Here is a 24,886-nt window from a genome sequence, read left to right on the forward strand (position 1 = left end):
TGTCGCAGCGCTGCGCAGGGCCGGACAGATGCAGTTGCGGCCATCGATTTCGGCCTGCGTGATGTGCGGCGTATATGACTGAGCCAGCGGCGAGCGTGCATTGACCCCAAACGCAACTGGGCCGACCAATGGTCGACCCAGGGTTGAAGCGATGGTGCCGGAAATAGGAATCGAACCTACGACCTACGCATTACGAATGCGCCGCTCTACCAACTGAGCTATTCCGGCGAGCCGTTCATTGTAGGAGTGGAGCCGGTGCCCGGTCAATCGCCACCAGGCAGCGCACTGCGCGTCCCGGCTTCGGACCTCTGATCTCGGACCGCAACCGGGGGAGGATCACCACCTGCAGCTGCGAAACACCCGGACTTGCCGCGTGAACTCGACGCTGACGCAAGCAGCCCGGAGCGCCCGCTGTCAGCTGACCAGGCGCAACCGCAATTCCTTGGGCAGCGCGAACACCATCGATTCCGGCTCGCCTTCCAGCTCGGACACACTATTGGCGCCCAGCTCGCGCAACCGCGCCAACACGCCATCGACCAGCACCTGCGGTGCGGAGGCGCCGGCGGTCAGGCCGATGTGCTGCTTGCCAACGATCCAGGCCGGGTCGATCTCGCCGGCGTTGTCGATCAGGTAGGACTCCACCCCGTCGCGCCGGGCCAGCTCGCTGAGGCGGTTGGAATTGGAACTGTTGGGCGAACCGACCACCAGCACCAGATCGCATTGGCGCGCGAGGTCGCGCACCGCATCCTGGCGGTTCTGGGTGGCGTAGCAGATATCGTCGTGGCGCGGTCCCTGCATGGCCGGATAGCGCGCACGCAGGGCCTCGATGATGCCCATGGTGTCGTCCACCGATAGCGTGGTCTGGGTGGTGTAGGCAATGTTCTCCGGCTGGCGGATCTGCAGCGTGGCGACCTGCTCGATGTCCTCGACCAGATAGATCGTGCCCGGGCCGCGTTCGCGGCTCCACTGCCCCATCGTGCCTTCCACCTCCGGATGCCCGGCATGGCCGATCAGCACCACGTCGCGGCCGGCCCGGCAATGCCGCGCCACCTCGAAATGCACCTTGGTCACCAGCGGGCAGGTCGCGTCGAACACCTTCAGCCCGCGGCGCTCGGCTTCCTGCCGCACCGCCTGCGAGACACCGTGTGCGCTGAAGATCACCGTGGCGTTGTCCGGCACCTCGTCCAGTTCTTCGACGAAGACCGCGCCGCGCTGCTTGAGGTCGTCGACCACAAACCGGTTGTGCACCACTTCATGGCGCACATAGATCGGCGCGCCCAGCGTTTCGATCGCACGCTTGACGATCTCGATCGCACGGTCGACACCGGCACAGAAACCACGGGGATTGGCGAGCAGGACATCCATGGCGGGCATTCTACGGGAATGGGGAATGGAGGATGGAACCGGGCGGCGCCGGTGCGCCACGACTTCAGCGTCGATTCCTACTTCCGCATCCCCGACTCGCGCTTGCCGGACCTGTCGAACAGGCCGAATACCGCGATGCCGATGGCGCCGCCCACGATCGCCGAGTCGGCGATGTTGAACGCAGGCCAGGTGTGGCTACCGATGTACCACTGGATGAAATCGACCACGTGGCCGTGCATCAGGCGGTCGATCACGTTGCCGATCGCCCCGCCGATCACCAGTGCATACGGCAGCGCGCTGCGCCATTCGCCGCGCGCGGTACGCGACAGCCAGAACGCCAGCAGCCCGCTGATGCCCACCGCGAGCGCGGTGAAGAACCACAGCTGCCAGCCGCCGGCATCGCTCAGGAAGCTGAAGGCCGCGCCGGTGTTGTAGGTGCGGTACCAGTTCCAGAAGCCGTCGATCACCGGCACCGGGGTGTACTCGGGCAGGCTGGACAACACCCAGGCCTTGCTCCACTGGTCCAGCCCGACCACCAGTGCCGACAGCAGCAGCCAGATCAGGGCGGAGGGTTTGGGGCGTTGACTCATGTCGAAAGATCGCAGTTGGTGGTGACTTCTCCGACGCCGGAGAAGATGCCTGGATGGCGTTGGGGATGGCAGTAGCAGAACAAAAGCTGTAAGACAGGCGGGCAAGGATGGCATGGCCGTCCGAGCCAGCCGCCCTGCCCCGCGTTGCCGCGTGCGCCACCCTTCAGCAAGCGAGGGACTGCGGCGCCGGGGCCATCTACGGCAGCGGTGGCCGCCGATGAGGTCGCGCGCAGGCGCACGCCCGGCCCATCCGGGTCTCGATCACGCGTGGCAGGATCGGCCCGCCACGCGCCATCATGCGCACCCCATCAGAACCAGCGACGCTCCTCGCCGGGGCCTTCGATATTGCTGACGCAGCGACTGCACAGTTCCGGGTGACGCGGATCGCTGCCCACGCTGGCCTGGTGGTGCCAGCAGCGCACGCACTTGGCCTTGCTGGTCGGCTGCGCGCTGACGAAGATGTCGTCGGTGCTGGCCGCAGTGACGGTGACATCGCCACTGATGAACAGGAAGCGCAGCTCCTCGGCCAGCGGCTGCCAACGCGCGGCAGTCTGTGCATCGGCGGCCACGGTGATCTCCGCTTCCAGCGCCGCACCGATCGCCCCGTTGGCACGCATCGGCTCCAGCACCTTGGCCACCTGCTCGCGCAAGGCCAGCAGCCTGTCGACATCGGCACTGCTCAGCGCGGCATCGGCCGGCAACGGCGCCAGGCCGTCGTACCATGTGGCGAACAGCACGTTGTCGGAGTGCTTGCCCGGCAGGTAGCCCCACAACTCTTCGGCGGTGAAGCTCAGCACCGGCGCGATCCAGCGCACGAACGCCTCGACCACGTGATACATCGCGCTCTGCGCCGAACGGCGGCCGCGCGCATCCTCGGCCATCGTGTACAAACGGTCCTTGGTCACGTCCAGATACAGCGAGCCCAGATCCACGCTGCAGAAATTCAGCAGCGCCTGCACGATCTCGGCAAAGTCGTAGCGCGCATACGCGGCGACGATCTTCTCCTGCAGCTCGTGCGCGCGATGCACGATCCAGCGGTCCAGCAGCACCATGTCATCCAGCGCCACCAGATGCTGCAGCGGATCGAAGCCATGCAGGTTGCCGAGCAGGAAGCGCGCGGTATTGCGCAGGCGACGGTACGCGTCGGCATTGCGCTTGAGGATCTCCTGCGACAGCGACATCTCGTTGCTGTAATCGGCCGAGGCGATCCACAGGCGCAGGATGTCCGCGCCCAGGGTCTTCATGATGTCCTGCGGCTCGATGCCGTTGCCCAGCGACTTGGACATCTTGCGGCCGTACTCGTCCACGGTGAAGCCGTGGGTCAGGCACTGCTTGTACGGCGCCACCTTGTCCATCGCCACGCCGGTCAGCAGCGAGGACTGGAACCAGCCACGATGCTGATCGGAGCCTTCCAGGTACAGGTCGGCCGGCTTGGGCAGGCCGCGGTCCACCAGCACCGCTTCATGGGTCACGCCGGAGTCGAACCACACATCCAGGATGTCGGTGATCTTGTCGTAGTCGACGGCCTCCTCGCCCAGCAATTCGGCTGCGTCCAGCGTGTACCACACGTCCACGCCGCCCAGCTCCACCCGGTCGGCGACCTGGCGCAGCAACTCGGTGCTGCGCGGATGCGGCTCGCCGGTTTCGCGATGCACGAACAAGGCGATCGGCACGCCCCAGGTGCGCTGGCGCGAAATCGTCCAGTCCGGACGCCCGTCGACCATGCCGGCGATGCGTGCCTGGCCCCAGGACGGATACCAGTGCACGTTGTCGATGGCCTTGAGCGCATCGGCGCGCAGGTTGGCCTGCTCCATCGAGATGAACCACTGCGGCGTGGCGCGGAATGCGATCGGCGTCTTGTGGCGCCAGCAATGCGGATAGCTGTGCTCCATCTTGCTGGCCGCCAGCAGCACGCCGGTGTCGCGCAGCGCCTCGATGAGGATGTCGTTGGCCTTCCAGATGTGCAGCCCGGCCAGTACGGTGTCGCCCAGCGGCGGCGTCGACGGCAGGTACACGCCGCGCCCGTCCACCGGGTTGATCTGCGCAGCGCCATAACGCTCGAGCAGGCCGTACTGCTTGGAGACCTGATAGTCCTCCTGACCATGCCCCGGTGCGGTGTGCACCGCGCCGGTACCGTCTTCGGCCGACACGTGGTCGCCCAGCAACAGCGGGATCTCGCGCTCGGCATAGAACGGATGGTTCAGCAGCATCTGTTCCAGCGCCGCACCCTTGGCATGCCCATGCACCACTACCGTCTCCACGCCATAGCGCGCCAGCGCCTTGCCGGCCAGGGCTTCGGCCACCACCAGCCAACGCGGCTGGCCGCGATCGCTAGGGCCTTCGACCAGCACGTAGTCCAGTTCCGCGCCCAGGCTCACCGCCAGCGAGGCCGGCAGCGTCCACGGGGTGGTGGTCCAGATCGGCACCGCCACGCCCACGCCCGCCGGCAGGCTCGCACCGAATGCGGCAGCCACGGCCGCCGGATCGCGCGCCGGATAGGCGATATCCACCGTCGGCGACACCTTGTCGGCGTATTCGATCTCGGCCTCGGCCAGCGCCGAGCCACAGTCGAAGCACCAATGCACCGGCTTGACGCCACGGGTCAGATGGCCGTTGTCGACCACCTTGGCCAGCGCACGGATCTCGTTGGCCTCGAAGCGGAAATCCAGCGTCTTGTACGGGTTGTCCCAGTCGCCGATTACGCCCAGGCGCTTGAAATCGCGCCGTTGCAGGTCGATCTGCTCGGTCGCGTATTCGCGGCACTTCTGGCGAAACTCGGCAGCGTCCAGCTTCACGCCGACCTTGCCGTACTTCTTCTCGATCGCGATCTCGATCGGCAGGCCGTGGCAATCCCAACCCGGGATGTAGGGCGCATCGAAGCCAGCCAGATACTTCGACTTGACGATGATGTCCTTGAGGATCTTGTTGACCGCATGGCCCAGATGGATCTGGCCGTTGGCATACGGCGGGCCGTCGTGCAGCACGAACAGCGGGCGCCCGGCCGCATTGGCGCGCAGTTGCGCGTACAGCCCCTCGCGCTCCCAGCGCTCCAGCATCGCCGGCTCGCGCTTGGGCAGGTCGCCGCGCATCGGGAATTCCGTCGCGGGCAGATGGAGAGTGGCTTTGTAGTCTTGGGTCACAGGTCTCTACCGTTGCGCTGCATTTTTTGATAAGTCCGCACATGGATGTGCGGGCTCTTGCGAGGGACTCGCATCATAGGTCGGCTCCTGCGAGGGACTCGCATCATAGGCGGGCTGTTGCGAGGAACTCGCGTGTGTTGAAGAAACTGCGTGCCTGTCCAGCACCGCACGTGCCTGCTCGGCATCGCGGTGCATCTGCACCGTCAGCGCGTCCAGGCCATCGAACTTTTCTTCATCGCGCAGCTTGGCGACGAATTCGACGGCAATATGCCGGCCATACAGATCGCCCTGGAAGTCGAACAGGTGCGCTTCCAGCAGCGGCTCCACGCCGGCCACCGTCGGCCGCGTACCAAAGCTCGAGACCGACGGCAACGGCCGCTCGGCCACACCATGCACCCAGGTTGCGTAAATACCCGACAGCGCCGGCGTGCGCGGAAACCGCAGATTGGCGGTCGGATAGCCCAACGTGCGTCCAAGCTGCTTGCCGCGCACTACCCGCCCGCCAATGGCATACGGCCGGCCCAGCAATTGCCCGGCGTGCGCGAACTCGCCCGCACCCAGCAGTTCGCGGATGCGCGTGGCAGAAATACGCTCGCCGTGCAGATGCACCGGCGCAATTTCGCCCGCCTCAAAACCGTACTGCGCACCGAGCGTGCGCAGCACACCGATATCGCCACCACGCCGATGGCCGAAACGGAACTCCGGGCCGATCCAGACCTCCTTGGCGCATAGCCGGCCGACCAGGGCCAGCCGTACGAAGTCCTCGGCGCTCATCGCCGACAGGCGACCGTCGAAACGGATCATGCCCACGCTGTCGGCACCGAAGCCATGCAGCCCTTCGATCTTGGCGCGGGCCAGGGTCAGCCGTGGCGGCGGCGCGGCCGGGGCGAAAAATTCGCGCGGCAGCGGCTCGAAGCTCACCGCCACCGCCGGCACGCCCAGCGCGCGCGCGCGCGCGACTGCGTGCTGCACCAATGCCCGATGCCCCAGGTGCAGGCCATCAAAGGCGCCGATGCAGACCACGCTTCCGTGCGGGAACAGGGTCCCGCCCTCGACGTCTCTAAACAGCCTGCTCATTCCTCGATCCAAACAGATGCCGGCCTGCCGGCCGACCCTCGTTGATGCATAACCCGCAAGTATAGCCGTGCCTGTCAACCCGCATGGGCGCCGCCCGGCCGGTGCCGCGCCAGCTGCGTCTCGGAAGCGGGCAGGCGATTGCGCGCCCGCCTGGCCCGGCATCAACTCTCACCGTCTGACCGATGGCTCTGCACCCGCTCGGCCAGCTCGGCAGACGACTAGCCCTCGCGCAGATGCCGCGGCCGCAATCCCAGCGCCACTTGCGCCACCAGGTAGGTCGCCCCGCCGCTACCGACCAGCACTGTCAGCCATCCGATGCGATCCCACTTGTCCATCACGGTGAACGATGGCAGCCACCACAGCAGGCCCAACAGCACCGCCACCATCGCCGCGCATGCCAGCAGCAGACGCAGCGCATAGCCGGCCCAACCTGGCCGGCGCTGGTAGACGCCGGACTTGCCCAGCCAGTACCACAGCAAAGCCAGGTTGAGGTAACTCGACAGCGCGCTGGCAATGCCCAGCGCCAGATGCAGACCCGGCTGCTTGCCCAGCGCCTGCATCACGCCCTGCGCCTTCAGCTCGGGCGGCACCATGATCTGGTAGACCGCCGCCAGCAACGCGAAGTTGAACACCATGTTGGCGATCAACGCTGCCACGCCGGCCCGTACCGGGGTACGGGTGTCCTGGCGGGCGTAGAAGGCCGGCAGCAGCACCTTGAGCATGGCGTAGGCCGGCAGGCCGAAGCTCAGGCCGTAGACCGACATCGCGGTCATCCGCGTGTCGAAGGCAGTGAACTGGCGGTACTGGAACAAGGTCGCCACCAGCGGCTCGGCCAGCAGCAGCAAGCCGAGCATTGCCGGCACTGCGATCAACAACGTGGTGCGGAAGCCCCAGTCCAGCGCGCCGGAAAACGCGCTGCGGTCGGTCTTGACGTGATGGCGGGCCAGCGCCGGCAGGATCACCGTGCCCAGCGCCACCCCGAATACGCCCAGCGGCAGCTCCAGAAAGCGGTCGGCCAGCGACAGCCACGACTGCGAGCCATCGGCCAGCCGCGCGGCGATCACCGTGTCCAGCATCAGGTTGATCTGCGCGATCGACGAGCCGAACAGGGTCGGAATCATCAAGGTCAGCACCTTGCGCACGTCCGGATGCGTCCAGCCCCAGCGCGGCAGCGTCAGCAGGTCGATGCCCTTCAAGGCCGGCAGCTGAAACAGCAACTGCAGCGCACCGGCCACCAGCACCGCCCAACCCAGCGCCAGGATCGGCACCTCCAGCCGCGGCGCCAGCCACAGCGCGCCGGCAATCATGCACAGGTTGAGGATCACCGGCGTCAGCGCCGGAATCGCAAACCGCTGGAAGCTGTTGAGCGCCCCGCCCGCCAGCGCGGTCAACGACACAAACAAAAGAAACGGAAACGTCAGCCGCAGCAAATCGACCAGCAGGCCGTATTTATCCGGATCGGTGGCCGCGCCATCGGAAAACACAGACGCCAGCTGCGGGGTGAAGATCAGCCCCAGCGCGGTGATCACCAGCAACATGCCACCGAGCGTGCCGGACACCCGCGACATCAGCTCGCGCAGGTCCGTGTGCGGGCGGGTTTCCTTGACTTCGGTGAACACCGGCACGAAGGCGGTGGCGAACGAGCCCTCGGCAAACAGCCGGCGCAGGAAATTGGGGATCCGGAACGCCACCCAGAACGCGTCGGTCACCGCATTGGCGCCGAAGGTGGTGGAGATCGCCTGGTCGCGGATCAGGCCCAATACCCGCGACACCATGGTCATACTGCTGAATGAGAGCAGGCCTCTCAACATGCCGGGCTTGCTCACGCAGCCTCCCCCTTGACAACTGACTTGACGTACATAACTAAGCCCATCATACTTTCCCGCTTGCTTTTTCCACTACACCGATTTTTCAGGAACCCACCACCGTGGCCAATATCAAGTCCGCCAAGAAGCGCGCCAAGCAGACCGTTGTGCGCAATGAGCGCAACACGGGCCAGCGTTCGATGCTGCGCACCGCCGTCAAGAAGGTGATCAAGGCCCTTGACGCCAACGATGCTGCAGGCGCCGAAGCTGCTTTCGCCGTCGCTCAGCCCATCCTCGACCGTTTCAGCGCCCGTGGCCTGATTCACAAGAACAAGGCTGCGCGTCACAAGAGCCGTCTGACCGCTCGCATCAAGGCCATCAAGGCCGCGTAAGCGCGCCGTGTCGGCATCACCGCAGGCCTGGCTTGCGGTGGCATAGAAAAACCCGGCCTTGGCCGGGTTTTTTGTGTGCCTGCGCATGCGCTCAGCCGGCATTGCGCGCCTCGAGCTCGTCCTCGCGCTGACGGTCGAAGAACGCCATGACGTCCTTCATGATCGGGAAGGTGCCATCGCGGCCCAGCGCCGAGACCAGATACCACGGCGCGGTCCAGCCCAGTTCGGCCACGATCGTCTCGGCCGCGGCGCGCGCCTCGTCCTCGAACATCAGGTCGGCCTTGTTGAGCACCAGCCAGCGCGGCTTCCTCAGCAATTCGGGATCGTGACGCTCCAGTTCGCGCTCGATGGTGCGCACCTGATCCACCGGCGACGCCTCCACACCACCATCCATCGGCGAGATGTCCACCAGATGCAGCAGCAGACGGGTGCGCTGCAGGTGGCGCAGGAACTGCGTCCCCAGCCCGGCACCGTCGGCCGCGCCCTCGATCAGGCCCGGCACGTCGGCGATGACGAAGCTGCGATACGCCTCGACACTGACCACGCCCAGATTCGGATACAGGGTGGTGAACGGATAATCGGCCACCTTCGGAGTCGCCGAGGACACCGCGCGGATCAGCGTGCTCTTGCCCGCGTTGGGAAAGCCCAGCAGGCCGACGTCGGCCAGCAGCTTCAGCTCCAGCTTGAGCAAGCGCTCCTCGCCCTCTTCACCGGTGGTCGACTGGCGCGGCGCACGGTTGACCGAGCTCTTGAAATGCATGTTGCCCAGGCCACCCTTGCCGCCCTTGGCCACCAGCAGGCGATCGCCATGATGGGTCAGGTCGCCGATGACTTCGTCCGTCTGCACGTTCATCACCACCGTGCCGACCGGCACCACGATGATGCGGTCTTCGCCACCCTTGCCGTAGGCCTGGCGGCCCATGCCGTTCTCGCCGCGTTGCGCCTTGAAGGTGCGCTCATGCCGGAAGTCGACCAGCGTATTGACGTTCTCGTCGGCCACGATCCACACGCTGCCGCCATTACCGCCGTCGCCACCATCGGGCCCGCCGAGCGGGATGAACTTCTCGCGGCGAAAGCCGACACAGCCATTGCCGCCATTGCCGGCACTGACCAGGATTTCTGCTTCGTCGACTAACTTCATGAGATTTGGGATTCGTAATTTGGGATTGGTAACACCACCGCAGGACGCCGCTTGGCGGCCACGGAAACAGCAGGAAGCGACGGTATCGGGACTATCGAAATCCGCCGTTGCGAATCCCAACTCCCGAATCCCCACTCCCGGTTCTCAAACGAAAAACCCCGCAAAAGCGGGGCTTTCCGTCTCGTCCGCCGGGCGTTAATACCTGACGGACTGGCCTGCATGGAGCGGGCGATTACGCCTCGGCAACCACGCTGACGGTACGACGCTTCTTCGCACCCTTGACCGAGAACTCCACCTTGCCGTTCACCAGTGCGAACAGGGTGTGGTCACGGCCGAGGCCGACGCCGGCGCCCGGATGGAACTGGGTGCCGCGCTGACGCACGATGATGTTGCCGGCATCGATGGCCTGGCCACCGAAGATCTTCACACCCAGGTACTTCGGGTTGGAATCGCGACCGTTGCGCGAGGAACCTACGCCTTTTTTATGTGCCATGACTGGTTCTCCTTACTTCTTATCGCCACCGGCAATGCCGGTGATCTCGATTTCGGTGTAGTACTGACGGTGTCCCTGACGCTTCATGTGGTGCTTGCGGCGACGGAACTTGATGATGCGCACCTTGTCGGCGCGGCCATGGGCCACAACCTTGGCGGTGACCGAGGCGCCCTTCAGCGCATCGCCCAGCTTGATGCCATCGCTATCGCCCAACATCAGGACGGTGTCGAACTTGATCTCGTTGCCCGCTTCGACTTCGAGCTTTTCCACGCGGAGCGTTTCGCCCTGCGCGACGCGGTATTGCTTACCGCCGGTTACCAGAACTGCGTACATGACCAGGTTTTCCTCTGTAGTTATTATGGTCGCACTGACGTGCCCTAGGACAGACAGGAGCGGGATTGTACGGGCTGACGGGGTTTGGGGTCAACCTGCCGGGCGCCGGGCCGCAGCCCTGCCCGATCCACCCGTGCAACGCATCATCCGGCCGCCACAGCGGCCCGGTCAGACTGGCATTTGGGGCAATTGCCCTCACCTAGGTCGGCGGGTAGGCTGATCGACTGCCACTCATTCCTGCTGAGCACGCTCGCACCACTGCCGGTTCGCCGGCCCGACATCGGATCCCCCATGGCGATGGATTTCATCCGCATCCGCGGCGCGCGGACGCACAACCTCAAGAACATCGACCTCGACCTGCCTCGCGACAAACTGATCGTGATCACCGGCCTGTCCGGCTCGGGCAAGTCGTCGTTGGCGTTCGACACCATTTATGCGGAGGGTCAGCGCCGCTACGTCGAGTCGCTGTCGGCGTATGCGCGCCAGTTCCTCAGCGTGATGGAAAAGCCGGACCTGGACCACATCGAAGGCCTGTCCCCGGCAATTTCGATCGAACAGAAATCGACCTCGCACAACCCGCGCTCCACGGTCGGCACGATCACCGAGATCTACGACTACCTGCGTCTGCTGTACGCGCGCGTCGGTCAGCCGCGCTGCCCGGACCATGGCTTCCCATTGGAGGCGCAGACCGTCAGCCAGATGGTCGACCACATGCTCACGCAGGACCAGGAGCAGCGTTACATGCTGCTGGCGCCGGTGATCCGCGAACGCAAGGGCGAGCACGCGCAGGTGTTCGAGCAACTGCGCGCGCAGGGCTTCGTGCGCGTGCGCGTGGATGGCGAGCTGTACGAGATCGACGCGGTGCCGCCGTTGGCGCTGCGCCAGAAGCACACCATCGAGGCGGTGATCGACCGCTTCCGGCCGCGCGAGGACATCAAGCAACGGTTGGCGGAAAGCTTCGAGACCGCGCTCAAGCTCGGCGAAGGCATGGTTGCGGTGCAGTCACTGGACGATCCGGCCGCCGCGCCGCACCTGTTCTCGTCCAAGTACAGCTGCCCGGTCTGCGATTACTCGCTGCCGGAGCTGGAGCCGCGGCTGTTTTCGTTCAACGCACCAGTGGGCGCCTGCCCGAGCTGCGACGGCCTGGGCGTGGCCGAGTTCTTCGACCCGGATCGTGTCGTGGTGCATCCGGAGCTGTCGCTGTCGGCCGGCGCGGTGCGTGGCTGGGATCGGCGCAACGCCTATTATTTCCAGCTGATCGCCTCGCTGGCCAAGCACTACAAGTTCGACGTGGATGCGGTGTGGAATTCGCTGCCGGCCAAGGTGCGCCAGGCGGTGCTGTTCGGCAGCGGCGATGAGGTGATCAGCTTCACCTACTTCACCGATGCGGGCGGACGCACCACGCGCAAGCACCGTTTCGAAGGCATCCTGCCGAACCTGGAACGCCGTTACCGCGAAACCGAATCGCCGGCCGTGCGCGAAGAGCTGACCAAGTACGTCAGCCAGCAGCCCTGCCCGGCCTGCAACGGCACGCGCCTGAATCGTGCCGCGCGCAACGTGTTCGTCGCCGACCGCCCGCTGCCCGAACTGGTGGTGCTGCCGGTCAACGAGGCGCTGAGCTTTTTCCGTGGCTTGTCGCTGCCGGGTTGGCGCGGCGAGATCGCCAGCAAGATCGTCAAGGAGATCGGCGAGCGGCTGGGCTTCCTGGTCGACGTGGGTCTGGATTACCTGACCCTGGAGCGCAAGGCCGATACCTTGTCCGGCGGCGAGGCGCAGCGCATTCGCCTGGCCAGCCAGATCGGTGCCGGCCTGGTCGGGGTGATGTACGTGCTGGACGAGCCCTCGATCGGCCTGCATCAGCGCGACAACGAACGCCTGCTCGGCACGCTGACGCGGCTGCGCGACCTGGGCAACACCGTCATCGTCGTCGAGCATGACGAGGACGCGATCCGCCTGGCCGATTACGTGCTGGATATCGGCCCCGGCGCCGGCGTGCACGGCGGCGAAATCTGCGCGCAAGGCACACTGCAGGACATCCTGGATGCGCCCGGCTCGCTGACCGGCCAGTACCTGTCGGGCAAGCGCCGCATCGAGATTCCCAAGCAGCGCCACAAGCCCAACCCGAAGATGATGCTGCATCTGCGCGGGGCCACCGGCAACAACCTGAAGAATGTCGATCTGGACATTCCGGCCGGCCTGCTGACCTGCATCACCGGCGTGTCCGGCTCGGGCAAGTCCACGCTGATCAACGACACCTTGTTTTCACTGGCTGCCAACGAGATCAACGGCGCCTCGCATCCGGTGGCCGCGCATCGCGAGGTCGAGAACCTCGATCTGTTCGACAAGGTCGTGGATATCGACCAGTCGCCGATCGGGCGCACCCCGCGCTCCAATCCGGCCACCTATACCGGCATGTTCACGCCGTTACGCGAGTTGTTCGCGCAGGTGCCGGAATCGCGCGCACGCGGTTATTCGCCGGGCCGTTTCAGCTTCAACGTGCGCGGCGGACGCTGCGAGGCCTGCCAGGGCGATGGCCTGATCAAGGTGGAGATGCACTTCCTGCCCGACGTCTACGTGCCCTGCGATGTCTGCCACGGCAAGCGCTACAACCGCGAAACGCTGGATATCCGCTACAAGGGCTTCAACATCAGCGACGTGCTGCAGATGACCGTCGAAGACGCGCTGCGGCTGTTCGAGCCGGTGCCGTCGATCGCGCGCAAGCTGGAAACGCTGGTGGATGTCGGCCTGAGCTACATCAAGCTGGGCCAGAGCGCGACCACGCTGTCCGGCGGTGAGGCGCAGCGCGTCAAGTTGTCCAAGGAATTGTCGCGTCGCGATACCGGGCGCACCCTGTACATCCTCGACGAGCCGACCACCGGCCTGCACTTCCACGACATCGAGGCGCTGCTCGGCGTGCTGCACAAGCTGCGCGACGAGGGCAACACGGTGGTGGTGATCGAACACAATCTGGACGTGATCAAGACCGCCGACTGGATCGTGGATCTGGGCCCGGAAGGCGGCCATCGTGGCGGCAGCATCCTGGTCTCCGGCACGCCGGAAGATGTGGCTGCGCACAAGGCATCCTACACCGGGCAGTTCCTGGCCAAGATGCTGCCGTCGGTGAAGGCGCGCGAGACCCGGCCGGCGGCAATGGCCAACAAGCCCGATGCGCGCCCGCCACGCAAGGTCAAACCGGAGAAGGTGGCGAAAGTCGCCAAGTCCGCCACCAAGAAAACCGCGAAGAAGAAGGCAAGCTGATGAGCGAAGAGCACAAGGTGTTGGCACGCATCCCGATCAGCGTGCGTTGGCGCGACATGGACAGCATGGGCCATGTCAACAACGCCAAGTACATTTCGTACCTGGAAGAAGCGCGCGTGCGCTGGATGCTGGGCGTCGACGGCGTGGCGATGACCGACCGCATCGCGCCGGTGGTTGCGGCCACCAACGTCAACTACAAGCGCCCGCTGGTGTGGCCGAACGACATCCTGGTGGAACTGTTCGTCGAGCGCCTGGGCAGCAGCAGCATCACCATCGGCCACCGCATCCTCGACCAGAAGGACGAGGGCGTGCTGTATTCCGATGGCAACGTGGTGGTGGTGTGGATCGATACGCAGACCGGCAAGAGCGCATCGCTGCCGGACGCGGTACGCGCCGCCAGCAGCTGAGAGCAGCTGAGATTTGCCAGTTGTGCGCTGGATCTCCAGCGCCATAAGACGACGGCGGCTCTTCCGGGAGCCGCCGTTTTTGTTTGCAGCGATCCTGTCATGCCGCTGCGCGATATCACCGACAGGCCGCGTGATCGGGAACGGACCGACACAATGAAGTGACAGCCTGCTCGCCACCACGCATCGCGTTTAATCGGCTACATCGCGCAGTGGGCTCTGCAAGGACTGCAGCCTGCGAGGCTACAGCCTCGCTCAGCCACGCCCTGCGCGCGGTTACGCCCCCGGCGCGCGCTTGCGCGCCTGCAGCGTGGTCTTGATCTGGCGGCCATCCTGCAGGGTGAAGGTCACCGGCACCTGCGCGCCTTCCTGCAGCGGCGCACGCGCTTCCATCAGCATCAGATGCAGACCGCCCGGCGCAAGCGGCACCGACCTGCCGGCCGGCAACGCCAGCTCCGGCACCGCGCGCATGCGGCTGACACCGTTGGTCTGCGTGGTCTCGTGGATGGACACATCGGCAAACGCACTGCTCTTGGCCGCGGTGACCTTCGACGGCTGCGCACAGCCGTTGTGGAACTGCCCGAATCCCGCAGCCATGCCCATGCCACCAGGCGGCGGAATGCGGATCCAGCCGTCCTTGAACTCGGGCAGGCACTGCGCGCCAGCGCCTGCACTTGCCAGCATCACCAACGCACCCAGCAGCACGCCTCCCTGCATGCGCCGCCTGCTTCGACTGCCGTCTATCATGACCCAACCTCCAGGAGCCCCGAATGAGCATCCAGATCTTAGACCATGGCCGTCTTCGCGAAATCCGTCTGGCGCGCCCGCCGGTGAATGCGCTGGACAGCGCGTTGTGCCAGGCGTTGAGCATTGCGGTGCAGCAGGCCGGCGAGGAGACCGATGGCATCGTGCTGTCGGGCAGCGAGCGGATCTTTTCCGGTGGCATGGACGTGCCGCACCTGCTGTCGCACGGCACCGACCGCGCCGCGTTGCTGGCCAGCTGGACGGCATTCTTCAAGGCCGCGCAGGCGCTGGCCAACAGCCGCGTGCCGGTGGTGGCGGCCATCGGCGGGCATGCGCCGGCCGGCGGCTGCGTGCTGGCACTGTGCTGCGATTACCGGGTGATGGCGCGCAGCGCCGATACCGCCAAGCCCTATGCGATCGGCTTGAACGAGGTGCAGGTGGGCCTGGCCGCGCCGGAAGGCATCCAGCGCCTGTTGCGCCGCGTGGTCGGTGCACACCGCGCCGAGCGCCTGCTGATCTCCGGCCAGTTGCTGCCGGCCGAACAGGCGGTCACGGTCGGCCTGGTCGACGAACTGGTCGATGGCGACCTGGTCACCGCCCGCGCGGTGGCCTGGCTGCAGGAGCTGCAGCAGCTGCCGCGCCAGCCGATGCTGACCACGCGCGCAATTGCGCGCGCCGATCTGCGCGCGGCGCTGGCGCCCGAGCTGATCCAGCTGGAGCGCTTCATCGATGGTTGGTACGCAGCGGATGCGCAGGCCGCCCTGCATGGCCTGGTCGCACGGCTGCAGAAAGCCTGAAGCCACTCCCGGCACGGCGCGCACGGGGCGGCCCGCTATAATCGCGGTCCGTCGCACGCCCAGGCCAGCCCTTGTCCGCCACTGCCGAACCCGTCGTCTCCGAACTGATCAGCCTGCTGTCGCTGGAGCGCCTGGAAGACAACCTGTTTCGCGGCCAGAGCCGCGATATCGGCACCAAGTACGTGTTCGGCGGGCAGGTGCTGGGCCAGGCGCTGGCCGCCGCGCAGGCCACCGTAGACAACGGCCGCCAGGCGCACTCCCTGCATGCCTATTTCCTGCGCGCCGGCAATATCGACCACCCGATCGTCTACGACGTCGACCGCACCCGCGATGGCGGCAGTTTTTCGGTGCGCCGGGTCACTGCGATCCAGCATGGCAAGGTGATCTTCTTCTGCGCGGCCTCGTTCCAGCAGCGCGAAGACGGCGCCGAACACCAGTCCGCGATGCCGGTGGTGCCGCCGCCCGAAGACATCGAACCCACTCCGCCGCTGGCAGCGGAGGTGCTGGAGAAACTGCCTGCCAAGGTGCAGCGCTGGCTGTCGCGTGGCGGCCCGTTCGAGTTTCGCCATGTGTTTCCGCGCGACGAACTCAAGCCGCCCAAGCGTCCGCCGTTTCAGCAGATGTGGCTGCGCCTGAGCGACCCGGTCGGCGACGACGTCGGCCTGCACCAGGCCTTGCTGGCGTATGCCTCGGATTTTCAGCTGCTGGGTACGTCCACGTTTCCGCATGGCATCAGCTATTACACGCCGAATGTGCAGATGGCCTCGCTCGATCACGCGCTGTGGTTCCACCGCCCGTTCCGCACCGACGACTGGCTGCTGTATTCGCTCGACAGCCCCACCGCACAGGGCTCGCGTGGCCTGGCGCGCGGGCAGTTCTTCACCCGCGATGGCGTGCTGGTCGCCAGTACCACGCAGGAAGGCCTGATCCGCGTGGTGCCCGACGGCAGTACGATCGCCGTACCGGCAAACGACGTGCCATGTTGATGTCTCCACTGCGTTGGCCGTGCATCGGCATGCCGGTTGCCGCGTCCACCTTGCGGCGCGGATCGATGCCCCTGGCTTTCCTTTTCTTCAGCTCGGACACGCGCCCTCGCCATGCGCCCTGTTCGGCAATCGCCGGCACCCCTTAAGCATGCGCAAGATCTTCAGCAGTCAACGTATCGAAACCGCCGAAGGCGTGGCCGATCTCCTGCGCAACGCCGGCATCGACGTGCGCATGAGCAACGGCCGCTCCTACGAGAGCAAACGCAGCGGCCAGTTCAGCTACCTCGAACAGGGCAACGCGCAGGCCTACCCCACGGTGTGGATCGTGCACGCCGACGACCAGCCGCGCGCACGCGATCTGCTGCGCGACGCACGCCTGCTCGACACCACCCGCCGCGATCTGCCGAATGTGGAATACACCTTCCGCGACGGCGAAAACGGCTCCAGCACCAACGCGCGCAGTTGGGCCTGGCGCATCCGGCTGGTACTGCTGCTGGTGATCGGCGCGGTGGCCATGTTCGTGGTGCTGCGCCATCGCAATGCCCCCGATGCGGTCAGGCCGGTGGCACAGCCGGCAGCGCAGCAGGCGCCTGCCACCACCACGGTACCACCAGCCGCAGAGGACGAAGAAGTGCGCGTGCGAATCCAGCCGGCGCGCTGAGCGCGGCCACCAGCCGCTGCGGTCGGCGCGTCACCACCATCCCTCCGGTCACATCCGGCGCTCGCATGCGTCATGCTGGAACCAGGACATGGATTGCGCCGATGCATACCGACACGCTGGATCTGATGCTGCAACACGAATTGCCGGTCGCTGCCGCCGGCTGCCAGCAGGCGTATGGCCGCATCGTGCGCGCCTGCCAGAACACGGTGACCGCCATCGCGCTGGCGATCACCCGCGATATCGCCGCCAGCGAAGACATCGCCCAGGAAGCCTTCCTGCGCGCCTGGCAGCGACTGGCACAATTGCATCAGCCAGCCAGTTTCCTGCCCTGGCTGCGGCAGATCACCCGCAACCTGGCGCGCGACTGGCTGCGCGCCAACCGGCATCGTGCACTCAGCGGTGAAGCGGCCGAGCTTGCGATCGCCATGGCCGCCGACCCGGCCCCCTCGCCCGCCGACCATCTGCTGCAGGTGGAAGAAGAGATCGCCGCGCTCGACATCATTTCGGCATTGCCCGAGGAAAGCCGCGAGACGCTGCTGCTGTACTACCGCGAAGGCCAGAGTTCACGGCAGGTCGCCGCACTGCTCGGCCTCAGCGACGCGGCCGTGCGCAAGCGCCTGTCGCGGGCGCGGGCCAGCGTGCGCGGCGAGCTGTTGCGCCGGTTCGGCGAGTTCGCGCGTGGCAGCGCGCCCAGTGTGGCCTTTGCCACTGCGGTGACCTCGGCGACCCTGCTGGCCGCGCCCGGGACGGCGAGCGCGGCTATCGTGCTGACGGGCATGGGTGGCGCGGGCAAGTTAGGCGTGAGCGGGCTGACCGGCTCGGCACTGGGTGGGGGCGGCGCTGCCGGTGCGCTGAGCCTCTGGCTCGGCATGCCGGCGCTGTTCGCCGCTGGCGCCGTGCTGGTTGCTGGAGTCGGCACGTACTGGTCGTGCTGGTATCTGCTGCGCTTTGCGCAGACCGCCGCCGAGGCCGCCGCGATTCGTCGTTTCCTGCACGCCACCACGCTGACATCGGTGCTGGTGGTGGGCGGCACGCTGCTGTTGAAACATCTGGATGCGGGTGCGTGGGCGTCGTTGCTGATGCTCTGCGCAGGCATGGCGGTGCTCAACTATCAATCCATCCGGGTGCTGCCCCGCGTCATGCGCCCCATGCTGGAACGCGATGCGCAACGACGCGGCAGCACGCAGGCACCGCTGCTGTATCGCTGCATGTTCAGCCCGGGCGCGATGCTGGTGAGCACGGCGGCAGTCATGCTGCCCATCCTGCGGCACTACATGAAGCTGGGGATGCTCTGATCCCGGCGTGACGTCGCCGCCGCAGGCACCAATGGCGAACATGTCCAATCAACAAAAAACGGCCCCCTGCTTGCGCAGGAGGCCGTCGGTCGATCGGCGCCTTGTTGCGTAGTGCTGTTTACATGCTGCAGATGACGCGGGGACTGCCCCCGGTCGCAGCACTGCGACCGGATAACGCTGCCGCGACGGGATGAACTCAGTTGCCCGCAGCAGGCTTGGCCGGCATCGGACGCTTGCCGTGCTCGCCATGCTCGCCATGCTCGCCCGGACCACGCGGGCCATGCTCGCCACGCTGCTTGGATGCGGCATCGAACTCGGCCTTGCTCAGCTTGCCGTCCTTGTCGGTGTCGGCCTTGGCAAACCACGCATCACGATGCTGCTGCATGCGCACTTCACGGTCGGCGCGATCGACAAAGCCGTCCTTGTTGACGTCCATCTCATCGAAACGCGCAGCGAACTTGGGCTCGGCCTTGGCTTCTTCGCGGCTGATGCGGCCGTCCTTGTTGGTATCGAGCTTGCTCATCCATTCACCACGTCCACCACGCCCCGGGCCGCGATGATGCGGGCGCTCATCGCGCGACAGCTTGCCGTCCTTTTGCGAGACGTCATGAGAAACTCCTGGGATGTGGGAACCACACGCGGCACCTGCATGGGCCGCATCGCGTGGGTGGCGCATCCGGATCCACCGTGCGCTGCCACCAACACCCACATCAACGAGCCATCGGCGCGCGCGTTGACGCGGCGACCAGGCGTATTCATCCGGCGGACAGTCGCCGCTGTTGCGACGCGCAGGCGCTATCCTGATGCCATGGCCATCCACGCCGACACTCATGACGACCTGCGCCTGTTCCAGACCGGCGAGCATGCCTGTGGCTATTGGTCCGACCGTCGCGCGCGCGACCTGGTGCTGGATCCGCACGATCCGCGGCTGGGCGCGATCTATCCGCAGGCATTGGCATGGGGATTCCGTCGCTCCGGCGATCTGGTCTACCGGCCGCATTGCGAACATTGCCGCGCCTGCGTGCCGGTGCGCATCGCGGTGGACGCGTTCCGCCCCGATCGCAGCCAGCGCCGCTGCCTAGCGCGCAACACGGACCTGGTGGTACGCGTGGTTGCGGCCGAACGCACCGACGAACAACTCGCGTTGTATCGCCAATACCTCAAGCACCGCCACCCCGGCGGCGGCATGGACGAACATGGCGCCACCGAATTCGACCAGTTCTTGATCGGCGGCTGGTCGCATGGACGCTTTCTGGAAATTCGCGAACCCGCAGTGGCGCACGCGCCGGGGCGACTGCTCGCCGTTGCGGTCACCGATGTCACCGAGCATGCGTTGTCAGCGGTGTATACGTTCTACGCAGCGGATGCCACTGCGCGCAGTCTGGGCACATTCGCGATCCTGCAGCAGATCCAGTGGGCGCAACGCGAGCGCCGCGCGCATGTGTATCTGGGCTACTGGATCGACGGCCATGCCAAGATGAACTACAAGCGCCGCTTCAGCGCGCTGGAGGCCTACGACGGCCGCCAATGGCGTGGGCTCCCCGCCCCCGCACCGGAACCTTGAACCACGCCAGGACGACATCGGCCTGTCGTCTTGCACATGCGAGAATGTCGCGATGATCAAACCTCTTTTACTGCTTGCGCTGACCGCGCTCTGCGCCGCTTGCGCACAGCACGCGACCTCCACGGAAACGGGCGCCAAGGCGACTGCCGTTTCCACACCAGTCAGGCTGCGCATCGCCACCTACAACACCTCGCTGTATTCCGACCAGCCCGGCGGCCTGGTGCGCGAACTGCAGGGCGACAGCGCGCATGCGCGCAAGATCGCCGCAGTGCTGCAGCGGGTACGCCCGGATCTGGTGCTGCTCAACGAGTTCGACTTCGACCCCGAGCACCGCGCCGCCGACCTGTTCCAGCAGCGCTATCTGCAGGTCGCCCAGCCGGGCGGCGGCGAGGCGTTGCGCTATCCGTACCGCTATCTGGCCCCGGTCAACACCGGCGTGCCGAGCGGCCTGGATCTGGACAACAACGGCAGCATCGGTGGCGACGGCCGCACCCGTGGCAACGATGCCTGGGGCTACGGATTGCATCCCGGCCAGTACGGCATGCTGGTGCTGTCGCGCTACCCGGTCGATGCGCAGGCGGTGCGCAGTTTCCAGTTGTTGAAATGGAGCACGCTGCCGGGCGCGCTGCGCCCGACCGATCCGTCCAGCAAACAATCGTTCTATCGCGATGCGGTCTGGGCGCAGCTGCGGCTGTCGTCCAAATCGCATTGGGACGTGCCGGTGCGCACGCCGCTCGGTGTGGTGCACGCGCTGGTGTCGCATCCCACCCCGCCGGTGTTCGATGGCGCCGAAAAGCGCAACGTCGCACGCAACCACGACGAACTGCGGCTATGGCGCGAGTATCTGGACAATCCCACGGACGCCAGCTGGCTGTGCGACGATCAGGGTCGCTGCGGCGGGCTGCCCGCCGATGCGCGCTTCGTCATTCTCGGCGACCTCAATAACGACCCGGTCGATGGCGCCGGCCGGCACGATGCGATCCGCGCGTTGGTCACGCACCCGCGGGTGCTGCAGTACCCCGCGCCGCACAGTGCGGGCGGCCCGGAAAAGACCGCCGAGTACGCAGCGCAGGGCATCGCGCACAAGGGCGATGCGGACCAGGTCACCGGCGACTTCGGGCCGCAGGCGGGCACGATGCGCCTGGACTACGTGCTACCTTCGCGCCAGTTCAGCTTGATCGGCAGTGGCATATTCTGGCCCGCCAGCACAACGCCGGAAGCGGCGATCGCCGATGGCAGCGATCATCATGCGGTGTGGGTGGATGTGGCTGAGGAGCCGTGATTCGGGATTCGGGATTGGGGATTCGAAGCGTCGGGCTGTTGCTTGTGGCGTGGCGCGAGTGCGGCTGGTCGTCGCAATCGCGCCATGCCGATCACGGCACTCAGGCGTCCAGTTGGATCTGCAAGGCCTCGGCGGCGACACGCGCCTTCTCGCGCGCGGCGTCGATGCTGTCCGCGCGCGCCAGGGTGACGCCGACGCGGCGGTGGCCGTCCACGCGCGGTTTGCCGAACAGACGCAGTGCGGTGTCCGGGTTGCGCAAGGCCTGCGCGACGTTATCGAACACCGGGACGCCATGGCCATGCGCGAGCAGCGCGCACGAGGCCGACGGGCCACTCTGACGAATCACGCCACCGTTCTGCGCACCGACCGGCAGGCCGAGAATCGCGCGGGCATGCAGTGCGAATTCGCTCAGGTCCTGCGACACCAGCGTGACCAGGCCGGTGTCGTGCGGGCGCGGCGAGACTTCGCTGAACCAGACCTCGTCGCCCTTGACGAACAACTCCACACCGAACAAACCCAGGCCGCCCAGGTCGTCGGTGATGGCTTGCGCGATCTGCTGCGAGCGTTGCAAGGCGGCCGCTGACATCGGCTGCGGCTGCCAGCTTTCGCGGTAGTCGCCGTCTTTCTGCCAATGCCCGATCGGGTCGCAGAACGCCGTGCCGCCGGCATGCCGCACAGTCAACAGAGTGATCTCGTAATCGAAGTCGATGAAGCCCTCGACGATGCAGCGGCCGGCACCGGCACGTCCGCCGGTCTGCGCGTACTCCCAGGCCGCATCGATGTCCGCTTCGCTGCGCACGGTGCTCTGGCCCTTGCCGGAGGACGACATCACCGGCTTGACCACGCACGGCAGGCCGACCGCGGCGATCGCCTCGCGATATTCGGCGGCCGTGTCGACGAAGCGATAGGGCGAAGTCGGCAGGCCCAGCGTTTCGGCTGCCAGGCGGCGGATGCCTTCGCGGTCCATGGTCAGCCGTGCGGCGCGCGCGGTCGGGATGACCCGCTGGCCCTGCTCGCGTTCCAGCGCGACCAGCGTTTCGGTATGGATCGCCTCGATCTCCGCCACGATCAGGTGCGGTTGCTCCTGCGCGATCAGTGCGCGCAGCGCCTGCGGATCGAGCATGTCCAGCACATGCGAACGGTGCGCGACCTGCATCGCCGGCGCGTTGGCGTAGCGATCGGCGGCAATCACTTCCACACCGAAGCGCTGCAATTCGATCGCCACTTCCTTGCCCAGCTCGCCCGAGCCCAGCAACAACACGCGGGTGGCGGAAGGCGACAACGGCGTGCCGAGAGTAGTCATGAGCGCGGTCCAGATCGGAAGGGGGCCGCCATTCTAACGGGCCGCCATCACGACCGACGACCGAAGGCCTTGCATCGACTGATATCACTTTGATATCTTTTTTGCACTTCCCAAGGACACCGCCCTCATGAAAGAGAAGCCAATCAGCTCACTGCCGGGCATCCCCGTCGTTCTCGTCGCGGCTGCGGCATTCGCCGCCGCTGTCTGGATGCTGCTCACCGGCGACGCCAAGCCTGCAGCACTGATCATCACCGGTGTGGTCGGGGTGGCTGGCATCTTCTTCCTGGCCGGCCTGTACACCCTGGAACCGAACCAGGCGGCGGTGTTGAGCCTGTTCGGCAAGTACGTCGGCACGGTCAAGGATGCGGGCCTGCGCTGGAACAGCCCCTTCTACGCCAAGCGCAGGGTCAGCCAGCGCGTACGCAACTTCGAAAGCGGCCGGCTCAAGGTCAACGAACTGGACGGCAGCCCGATCGAGATCGCCGCGGTGATCGTGTGGCAAGTGCTGGATGCCTCCGAGGCGGTCTACAACGTCGACGACTACGAGAGCTTCGTGCATATCCAGTCCGAAGCGGCGCTGCGCGCGATGGCCACCAGCTACCCCTACGACCAGCACGAAGACGATCAGATCTCGCTGCGCAGCCATCCGGCCGAAATCAGCGAGCAGCTCAAGCGCCATCTGGACGAACGCCTCACCCAGGCCGGCGTGGACGTGATCGAAGCGCGCATCAGCCACCTCGCCTACGCGCCGGAAATCGCCCAGGCGATGTTGCAGCGTCAGCAGGCCAATGCGGTGATCGCCGCACGCACGCGCATCGTCGCCGGTGCGGTGGGCATGGTGGAGATGGCCTTGTCCGAGCTGCAGAAAAACGGCGTGGTACAGCTGGACGAAGAACGCAAGGCGCACATGGTCAGCAACCTGCTCACCGTGCTGTGTTCTGATCGCGGGACCCAACCGGTGGTCAACGCCGGCTCGCTGTATTGAGGTGATGCAATGAACGTCATGGTGCCGTTAGTTGTCGCGCTGTCCGGCTTGCCTGCATTGGCAATCGCCGCCTCCATCGGGGCGGACGACGACGAGCGTGCGCGCGGCCTGGGGCTGCGCTGGGCCTTGATCAGCCTGGTCATCCTGGTCGGCGCCGCCTGCCTGTACTGGGCCGGCGACAACCGCGCCGGCGTCTACGCAGTGGTGATCGGCATGCTGGTCGGCGTGAACGTGTTGATCGTCTCGATGGTCATGCACCTGCGCCGCCACGGCGGCCGCGGGGAGCGCGAATGAGCGAGAAGAAGGCCTATCCGCTGCGTATCAACGCCGACGTACTGGCCGCCGCGCAGCGCTGGGCCGACGACGAACTGCGCAGCCTCAACGCGCAGATCGAATACCTGCTGCGCGATGCCCTGCGCAAGGCCGGGCGCCTGCCAAAACCGCGTGATGACAAGGAATCGCCGACATGAACACGCAGCTGGATTCTCCGCTTCTCGCGCCGACACACACACTCGCCGATAACATCAGGCGTGATGACAGTCGGGACCCATCGATCGCGCGAAATCGCTCTGGTGGGAAACTGACCGAGCTCACCAGGCGCCGGACCCCGAGCACGACGTCGCTAATGTCGCTGGCGTTGAAGAAGAAGCTCTGAGATGGCGAAGCGATCCGGCTCACACCAAAGCAGCGCCACAGCGCCCAAAGCGCGTCCCGGGCAACACCCGCAGCCGCACCGACGCGACTATGCCGCGGCTCCGGTGACGCGCTGGAGCCTGGCAATCTGGCTGTGGCTACCACTGTCGATCGCTGCTGGCCTCATCGCCACCGCGCATGCAAGCAGTCATGACGGACCCGGTACGCTGATGGGGCATTTGGGCATCCTGCTGACAGTGGCGGTGGCGTGCACGGTTGCGCACGCGCGACGCAGCGTCCAGCTGGACGACAACCGCCTGATCGTCCGCTCGACCTTCTTTACCAAGCGTGTGCCACTACGCGCGCTCCGCCTGGACAGCGCACGCATTGTCGACCTGGCCGAACACACGGCGTTCAAACCGGGCCTGCAGTTGCTCGGCTTTGGTTATCCGGGATTCAAATCAGGGCATTACCGCAGCAAATCCGCAGCCAGAGGCTTTTATCTGCTGACCCAGTCAAGGCGGGTGCTGATTCTGCCGTTGCGCGACAACGGCCTGGTGGTCCTCAGTCTTGAGCAGCCACACCAGTTGCTCGAGGATTTGCGCCAGCTGGCCGTACGCCACGCTTAGCCCTACCCT

General features: G+C 66.0%; 23 protein-coding genes, 1 tRNA gene and 1 pseudogene. 13 read left to right on the forward strand and 12 right to left on the reverse strand.

The annotated features are described in order from the left end of the window. Window positions 1–152 precede the first annotated feature (152 nt). From LL972_RS15410 to murJ, 6 genes are all read right to left on the reverse strand, one after another. Window positions 153–228, reverse strand: a tRNA-Thr gene (locus LL972_RS15410). Between the two features lie 186 nt (window positions 229–414). Beyond that, a complete protein-coding gene (ispH, locus tag LL972_RS15415; RefSeq protein ID WP_228328336.1) occupies window positions 415–1,365 on the reverse strand; it encodes a 4-hydroxy-3-methylbut-2-enyl diphosphate reductase in 951 nt (316 codons plus the stop codon). Window positions 1,366–1,442: 77 nt separating this feature from the next. Continuing rightward, window positions 1,443–1,955, reverse strand: coding sequence for a signal peptidase II (gene lspA, locus LL972_RS15420; protein ID WP_228328337.1), 513 nt, complete (start codon window positions 1,953–1,955; stop codon window positions 1,443–1,445). A 308-nt stretch (window positions 1,956–2,263) separates the two neighbouring features. Then, complete coding sequence (ileS, locus tag LL972_RS15425; RefSeq protein WP_228328338.1) at window positions 2,264–5,095, reverse strand: isoleucine--tRNA ligase; 2,832 nt, start codon at window positions 5,093–5,095, stop codon at window positions 2,264–2,266. Window positions 5,096–5,101: 6 nt separating this feature from the next. After that, window positions 5,102–6,172, reverse strand: a complete 1,071-nt coding sequence (locus LL972_RS15430) for a bifunctional riboflavin kinase/FAD synthetase (protein ID WP_228328339.1) — start codon at window positions 6,170–6,172, stop codon at window positions 5,102–5,104. 218 nt (window positions 6,173–6,390) lie between these two features. Then, complete coding sequence (gene murJ / locus LL972_RS15435) at window positions 6,391–7,983, reverse strand: murein biosynthesis integral membrane protein MurJ (RefSeq protein ID WP_228328365.1); 1,593 nt, start codon at window positions 7,981–7,983, stop codon at window positions 6,391–6,393. Between the two features lie 116 nt (window positions 7,984–8,099). Here murJ and rpsT point away from each other — a divergent pair, with 116 nt between their 5' ends. After that, complete coding sequence (gene rpsT, locus LL972_RS15440; RefSeq protein ID WP_002807888.1) at window positions 8,100–8,369, forward strand: 30S ribosomal protein S20; 270 nt, start codon at window positions 8,100–8,102, stop codon at window positions 8,367–8,369. A gap of 91 nt (window positions 8,370–8,460) precedes the next feature. On the opposite strand, the gene obgE is transcribed toward rpsT, so the two are convergent. The 3 genes from obgE to rplU form a co-directional block, all read right to left on the reverse strand. Further along, window positions 8,461–9,510 (reverse strand): GTPase ObgE, encoded by a 1,050-nt coding sequence (gene obgE, locus LL972_RS15445; RefSeq protein ID WP_228328340.1) that lies wholly within the window; start codon window positions 9,508–9,510, stop codon window positions 8,461–8,463. Between the two features lie 232 nt (window positions 9,511–9,742). Then, window positions 9,743–10,003: a 50S ribosomal protein L27 gene (gene rpmA, locus LL972_RS15450; RefSeq protein WP_002807880.1), complete on the reverse strand. Its 261-nt coding sequence runs from the start codon at window positions 10,001–10,003 to the stop codon at window positions 9,743–9,745. A gap of 12 nt (window positions 10,004–10,015) precedes the next feature. Next, a complete protein-coding gene (gene rplU, locus LL972_RS15455) occupies window positions 10,016–10,336 on the reverse strand; it encodes a 50S ribosomal protein L21 (RefSeq protein ID WP_016901712.1) in 321 nt (106 codons plus the stop codon). A gap of 291 nt (window positions 10,337–10,627) precedes the next feature. Between rplU and uvrA the strand changes: the two genes are divergently transcribed. Next, complete coding sequence (gene uvrA / locus LL972_RS15460) at window positions 10,628–13,594, forward strand: excinuclease ABC subunit UvrA (RefSeq protein ID WP_228328341.1); 2,967 nt, start codon at window positions 10,628–10,630, stop codon at window positions 13,592–13,594. Then, window positions 13,594–14,001: an acyl-CoA thioesterase gene (locus LL972_RS15465; RefSeq protein ID WP_126947478.1), complete on the forward strand. Its 408-nt coding sequence runs from the start codon at window positions 13,594–13,596 to the stop codon at window positions 13,999–14,001. Before uvrA ends, LL972_RS15465 begins: the two co-directional genes overlap by 1 nt. Before the next feature lie 273 nt (window positions 14,002–14,274). Here LL972_RS15465 and LL972_RS15470 read toward each other — a convergent pair whose 3' ends face one another. Then, window positions 14,275–14,703 carry a copper chaperone PCu(A)C gene (locus LL972_RS15470; RefSeq protein ID WP_228328367.1) on the reverse strand — a complete coding sequence of 143 codons (429 nt, stop codon included), beginning with the start codon at window positions 14,701–14,703 and terminating at the stop codon, window positions 14,275–14,277. 65 nt (window positions 14,704–14,768) lie between these two features. On the opposite strand from LL972_RS15470, the gene LL972_RS15475 reads away from it, so the two are divergent. From LL972_RS15475 to LL972_RS15490, 4 genes are all read left to right on the forward strand, one after another. Further along, window positions 14,769–15,539, forward strand: coding sequence for an enoyl-CoA hydratase/isomerase family protein (locus tag LL972_RS15475; protein ID WP_228328342.1), 771 nt, complete (start codon window positions 14,769–14,771; stop codon window positions 15,537–15,539). 71 nt (window positions 15,540–15,610) lie between these two features. Then, a complete protein-coding gene (gene tesB / locus LL972_RS15480) occupies window positions 15,611–16,525 on the forward strand; it encodes an acyl-CoA thioesterase II (RefSeq protein ID WP_228328343.1) in 915 nt (304 codons plus the stop codon). A gap of 148 nt (window positions 16,526–16,673) precedes the next feature. Continuing rightward, window positions 16,674–17,186, forward strand: a complete 513-nt coding sequence (locus LL972_RS15485) for a DUF2007 domain-containing protein (RefSeq protein ID WP_228328344.1) — start codon at window positions 16,674–16,676, stop codon at window positions 17,184–17,186. Between the two features lie 101 nt (window positions 17,187–17,287). Next, window positions 17,288–18,481, forward strand: coding sequence for an RNA polymerase sigma factor (locus tag LL972_RS15490; RefSeq protein ID WP_228328345.1), 1,194 nt, complete (start codon window positions 17,288–17,290; stop codon window positions 18,479–18,481). A 196-nt stretch (window positions 18,482–18,677) separates the two neighbouring features. Here LL972_RS15490 and LL972_RS15495 read toward each other — a convergent pair. Beyond that, window positions 18,678–19,082, reverse strand: a pseudogene (locus LL972_RS15495) (EF-hand domain-containing protein); the annotation flags it as partial. A 48-nt stretch (window positions 19,083–19,130) separates the two neighbouring features. On the opposite strand from LL972_RS15495, the gene LL972_RS15500 reads away from it, so the two are divergent. Beyond that, window positions 19,131–20,045 carry an arginyltransferase gene (locus LL972_RS15500; protein ID WP_228328346.1) on the forward strand — a complete coding sequence of 305 codons (915 nt, stop codon included), beginning with the start codon at window positions 19,131–19,133 and terminating at the stop codon, window positions 20,043–20,045. A 52-nt stretch (window positions 20,046–20,097) separates the two neighbouring features. Then, window positions 20,098–21,327 carry an endonuclease/exonuclease/phosphatase family protein gene (locus LL972_RS15505; RefSeq protein ID WP_228328347.1) on the forward strand — a complete coding sequence of 410 codons (1,230 nt, stop codon included), beginning with the start codon at window positions 20,098–20,100 and terminating at the stop codon, window positions 21,325–21,327. 100 nt (window positions 21,328–21,427) lie between these two features. Here LL972_RS15505 and purT read toward each other — a convergent pair whose 3' ends face one another. Next, window positions 21,428–22,630: a formate-dependent phosphoribosylglycinamide formyltransferase gene (gene purT, locus LL972_RS15510; protein ID WP_228328348.1), complete on the reverse strand. Its 1,203-nt coding sequence runs from the start codon at window positions 22,628–22,630 to the stop codon at window positions 21,428–21,430. Window positions 22,631–22,757: 127 nt separating this feature from the next. Here purT and LL972_RS15515 point away from each other — a divergent pair, with 127 nt between their 5' ends. The 4 genes from LL972_RS15515 to LL972_RS15530 all read left to right on the forward strand — a co-directional run bounded on the left by LL972_RS15515 (window position 22,758) and on the right by LL972_RS15530 (window position 24,877). After that, window positions 22,758–23,615: an SPFH domain-containing protein gene (locus tag LL972_RS15515; protein WP_228328349.1), complete on the forward strand. Its 858-nt coding sequence runs from the start codon at window positions 22,758–22,760 to the stop codon at window positions 23,613–23,615. A 9-nt stretch (window positions 23,616–23,624) separates the two neighbouring features. Then, window positions 23,625–23,909 (forward strand): hypothetical protein, encoded by a 285-nt coding sequence (locus tag LL972_RS15520; protein ID WP_228328350.1) that lies wholly within the window; start codon window positions 23,625–23,627, stop codon window positions 23,907–23,909. Next, the gene (locus tag LL972_RS15525) at window positions 23,906–24,085 is read left to right on the forward strand and encodes an Arc family DNA binding domain-containing protein (RefSeq protein ID WP_228328351.1); all 180 of its coding nucleotides are present in this window, start codon (window positions 23,906–23,908) and stop codon (window positions 24,083–24,085) included. Before LL972_RS15520 ends, LL972_RS15525 begins: the two co-directional genes overlap by 4 nt. A gap of 186 nt (window positions 24,086–24,271) precedes the next feature. Then, window positions 24,272–24,877 (forward strand): PH domain-containing protein, encoded by a 606-nt coding sequence (locus LL972_RS15530; protein WP_228328352.1) that lies wholly within the window; start codon window positions 24,272–24,274, stop codon window positions 24,875–24,877. Window positions 24,878–24,886: the final 9 nt, after the last annotated feature.

This window comes from Xanthomonas campestris pv. asclepiadis (assembly GCF_020784175.1).
Lineage (GTDB): Bacteria > Pseudomonadota > Gammaproteobacteria > Xanthomonadales > Xanthomonadaceae > Xanthomonas > Xanthomonas campestris_D.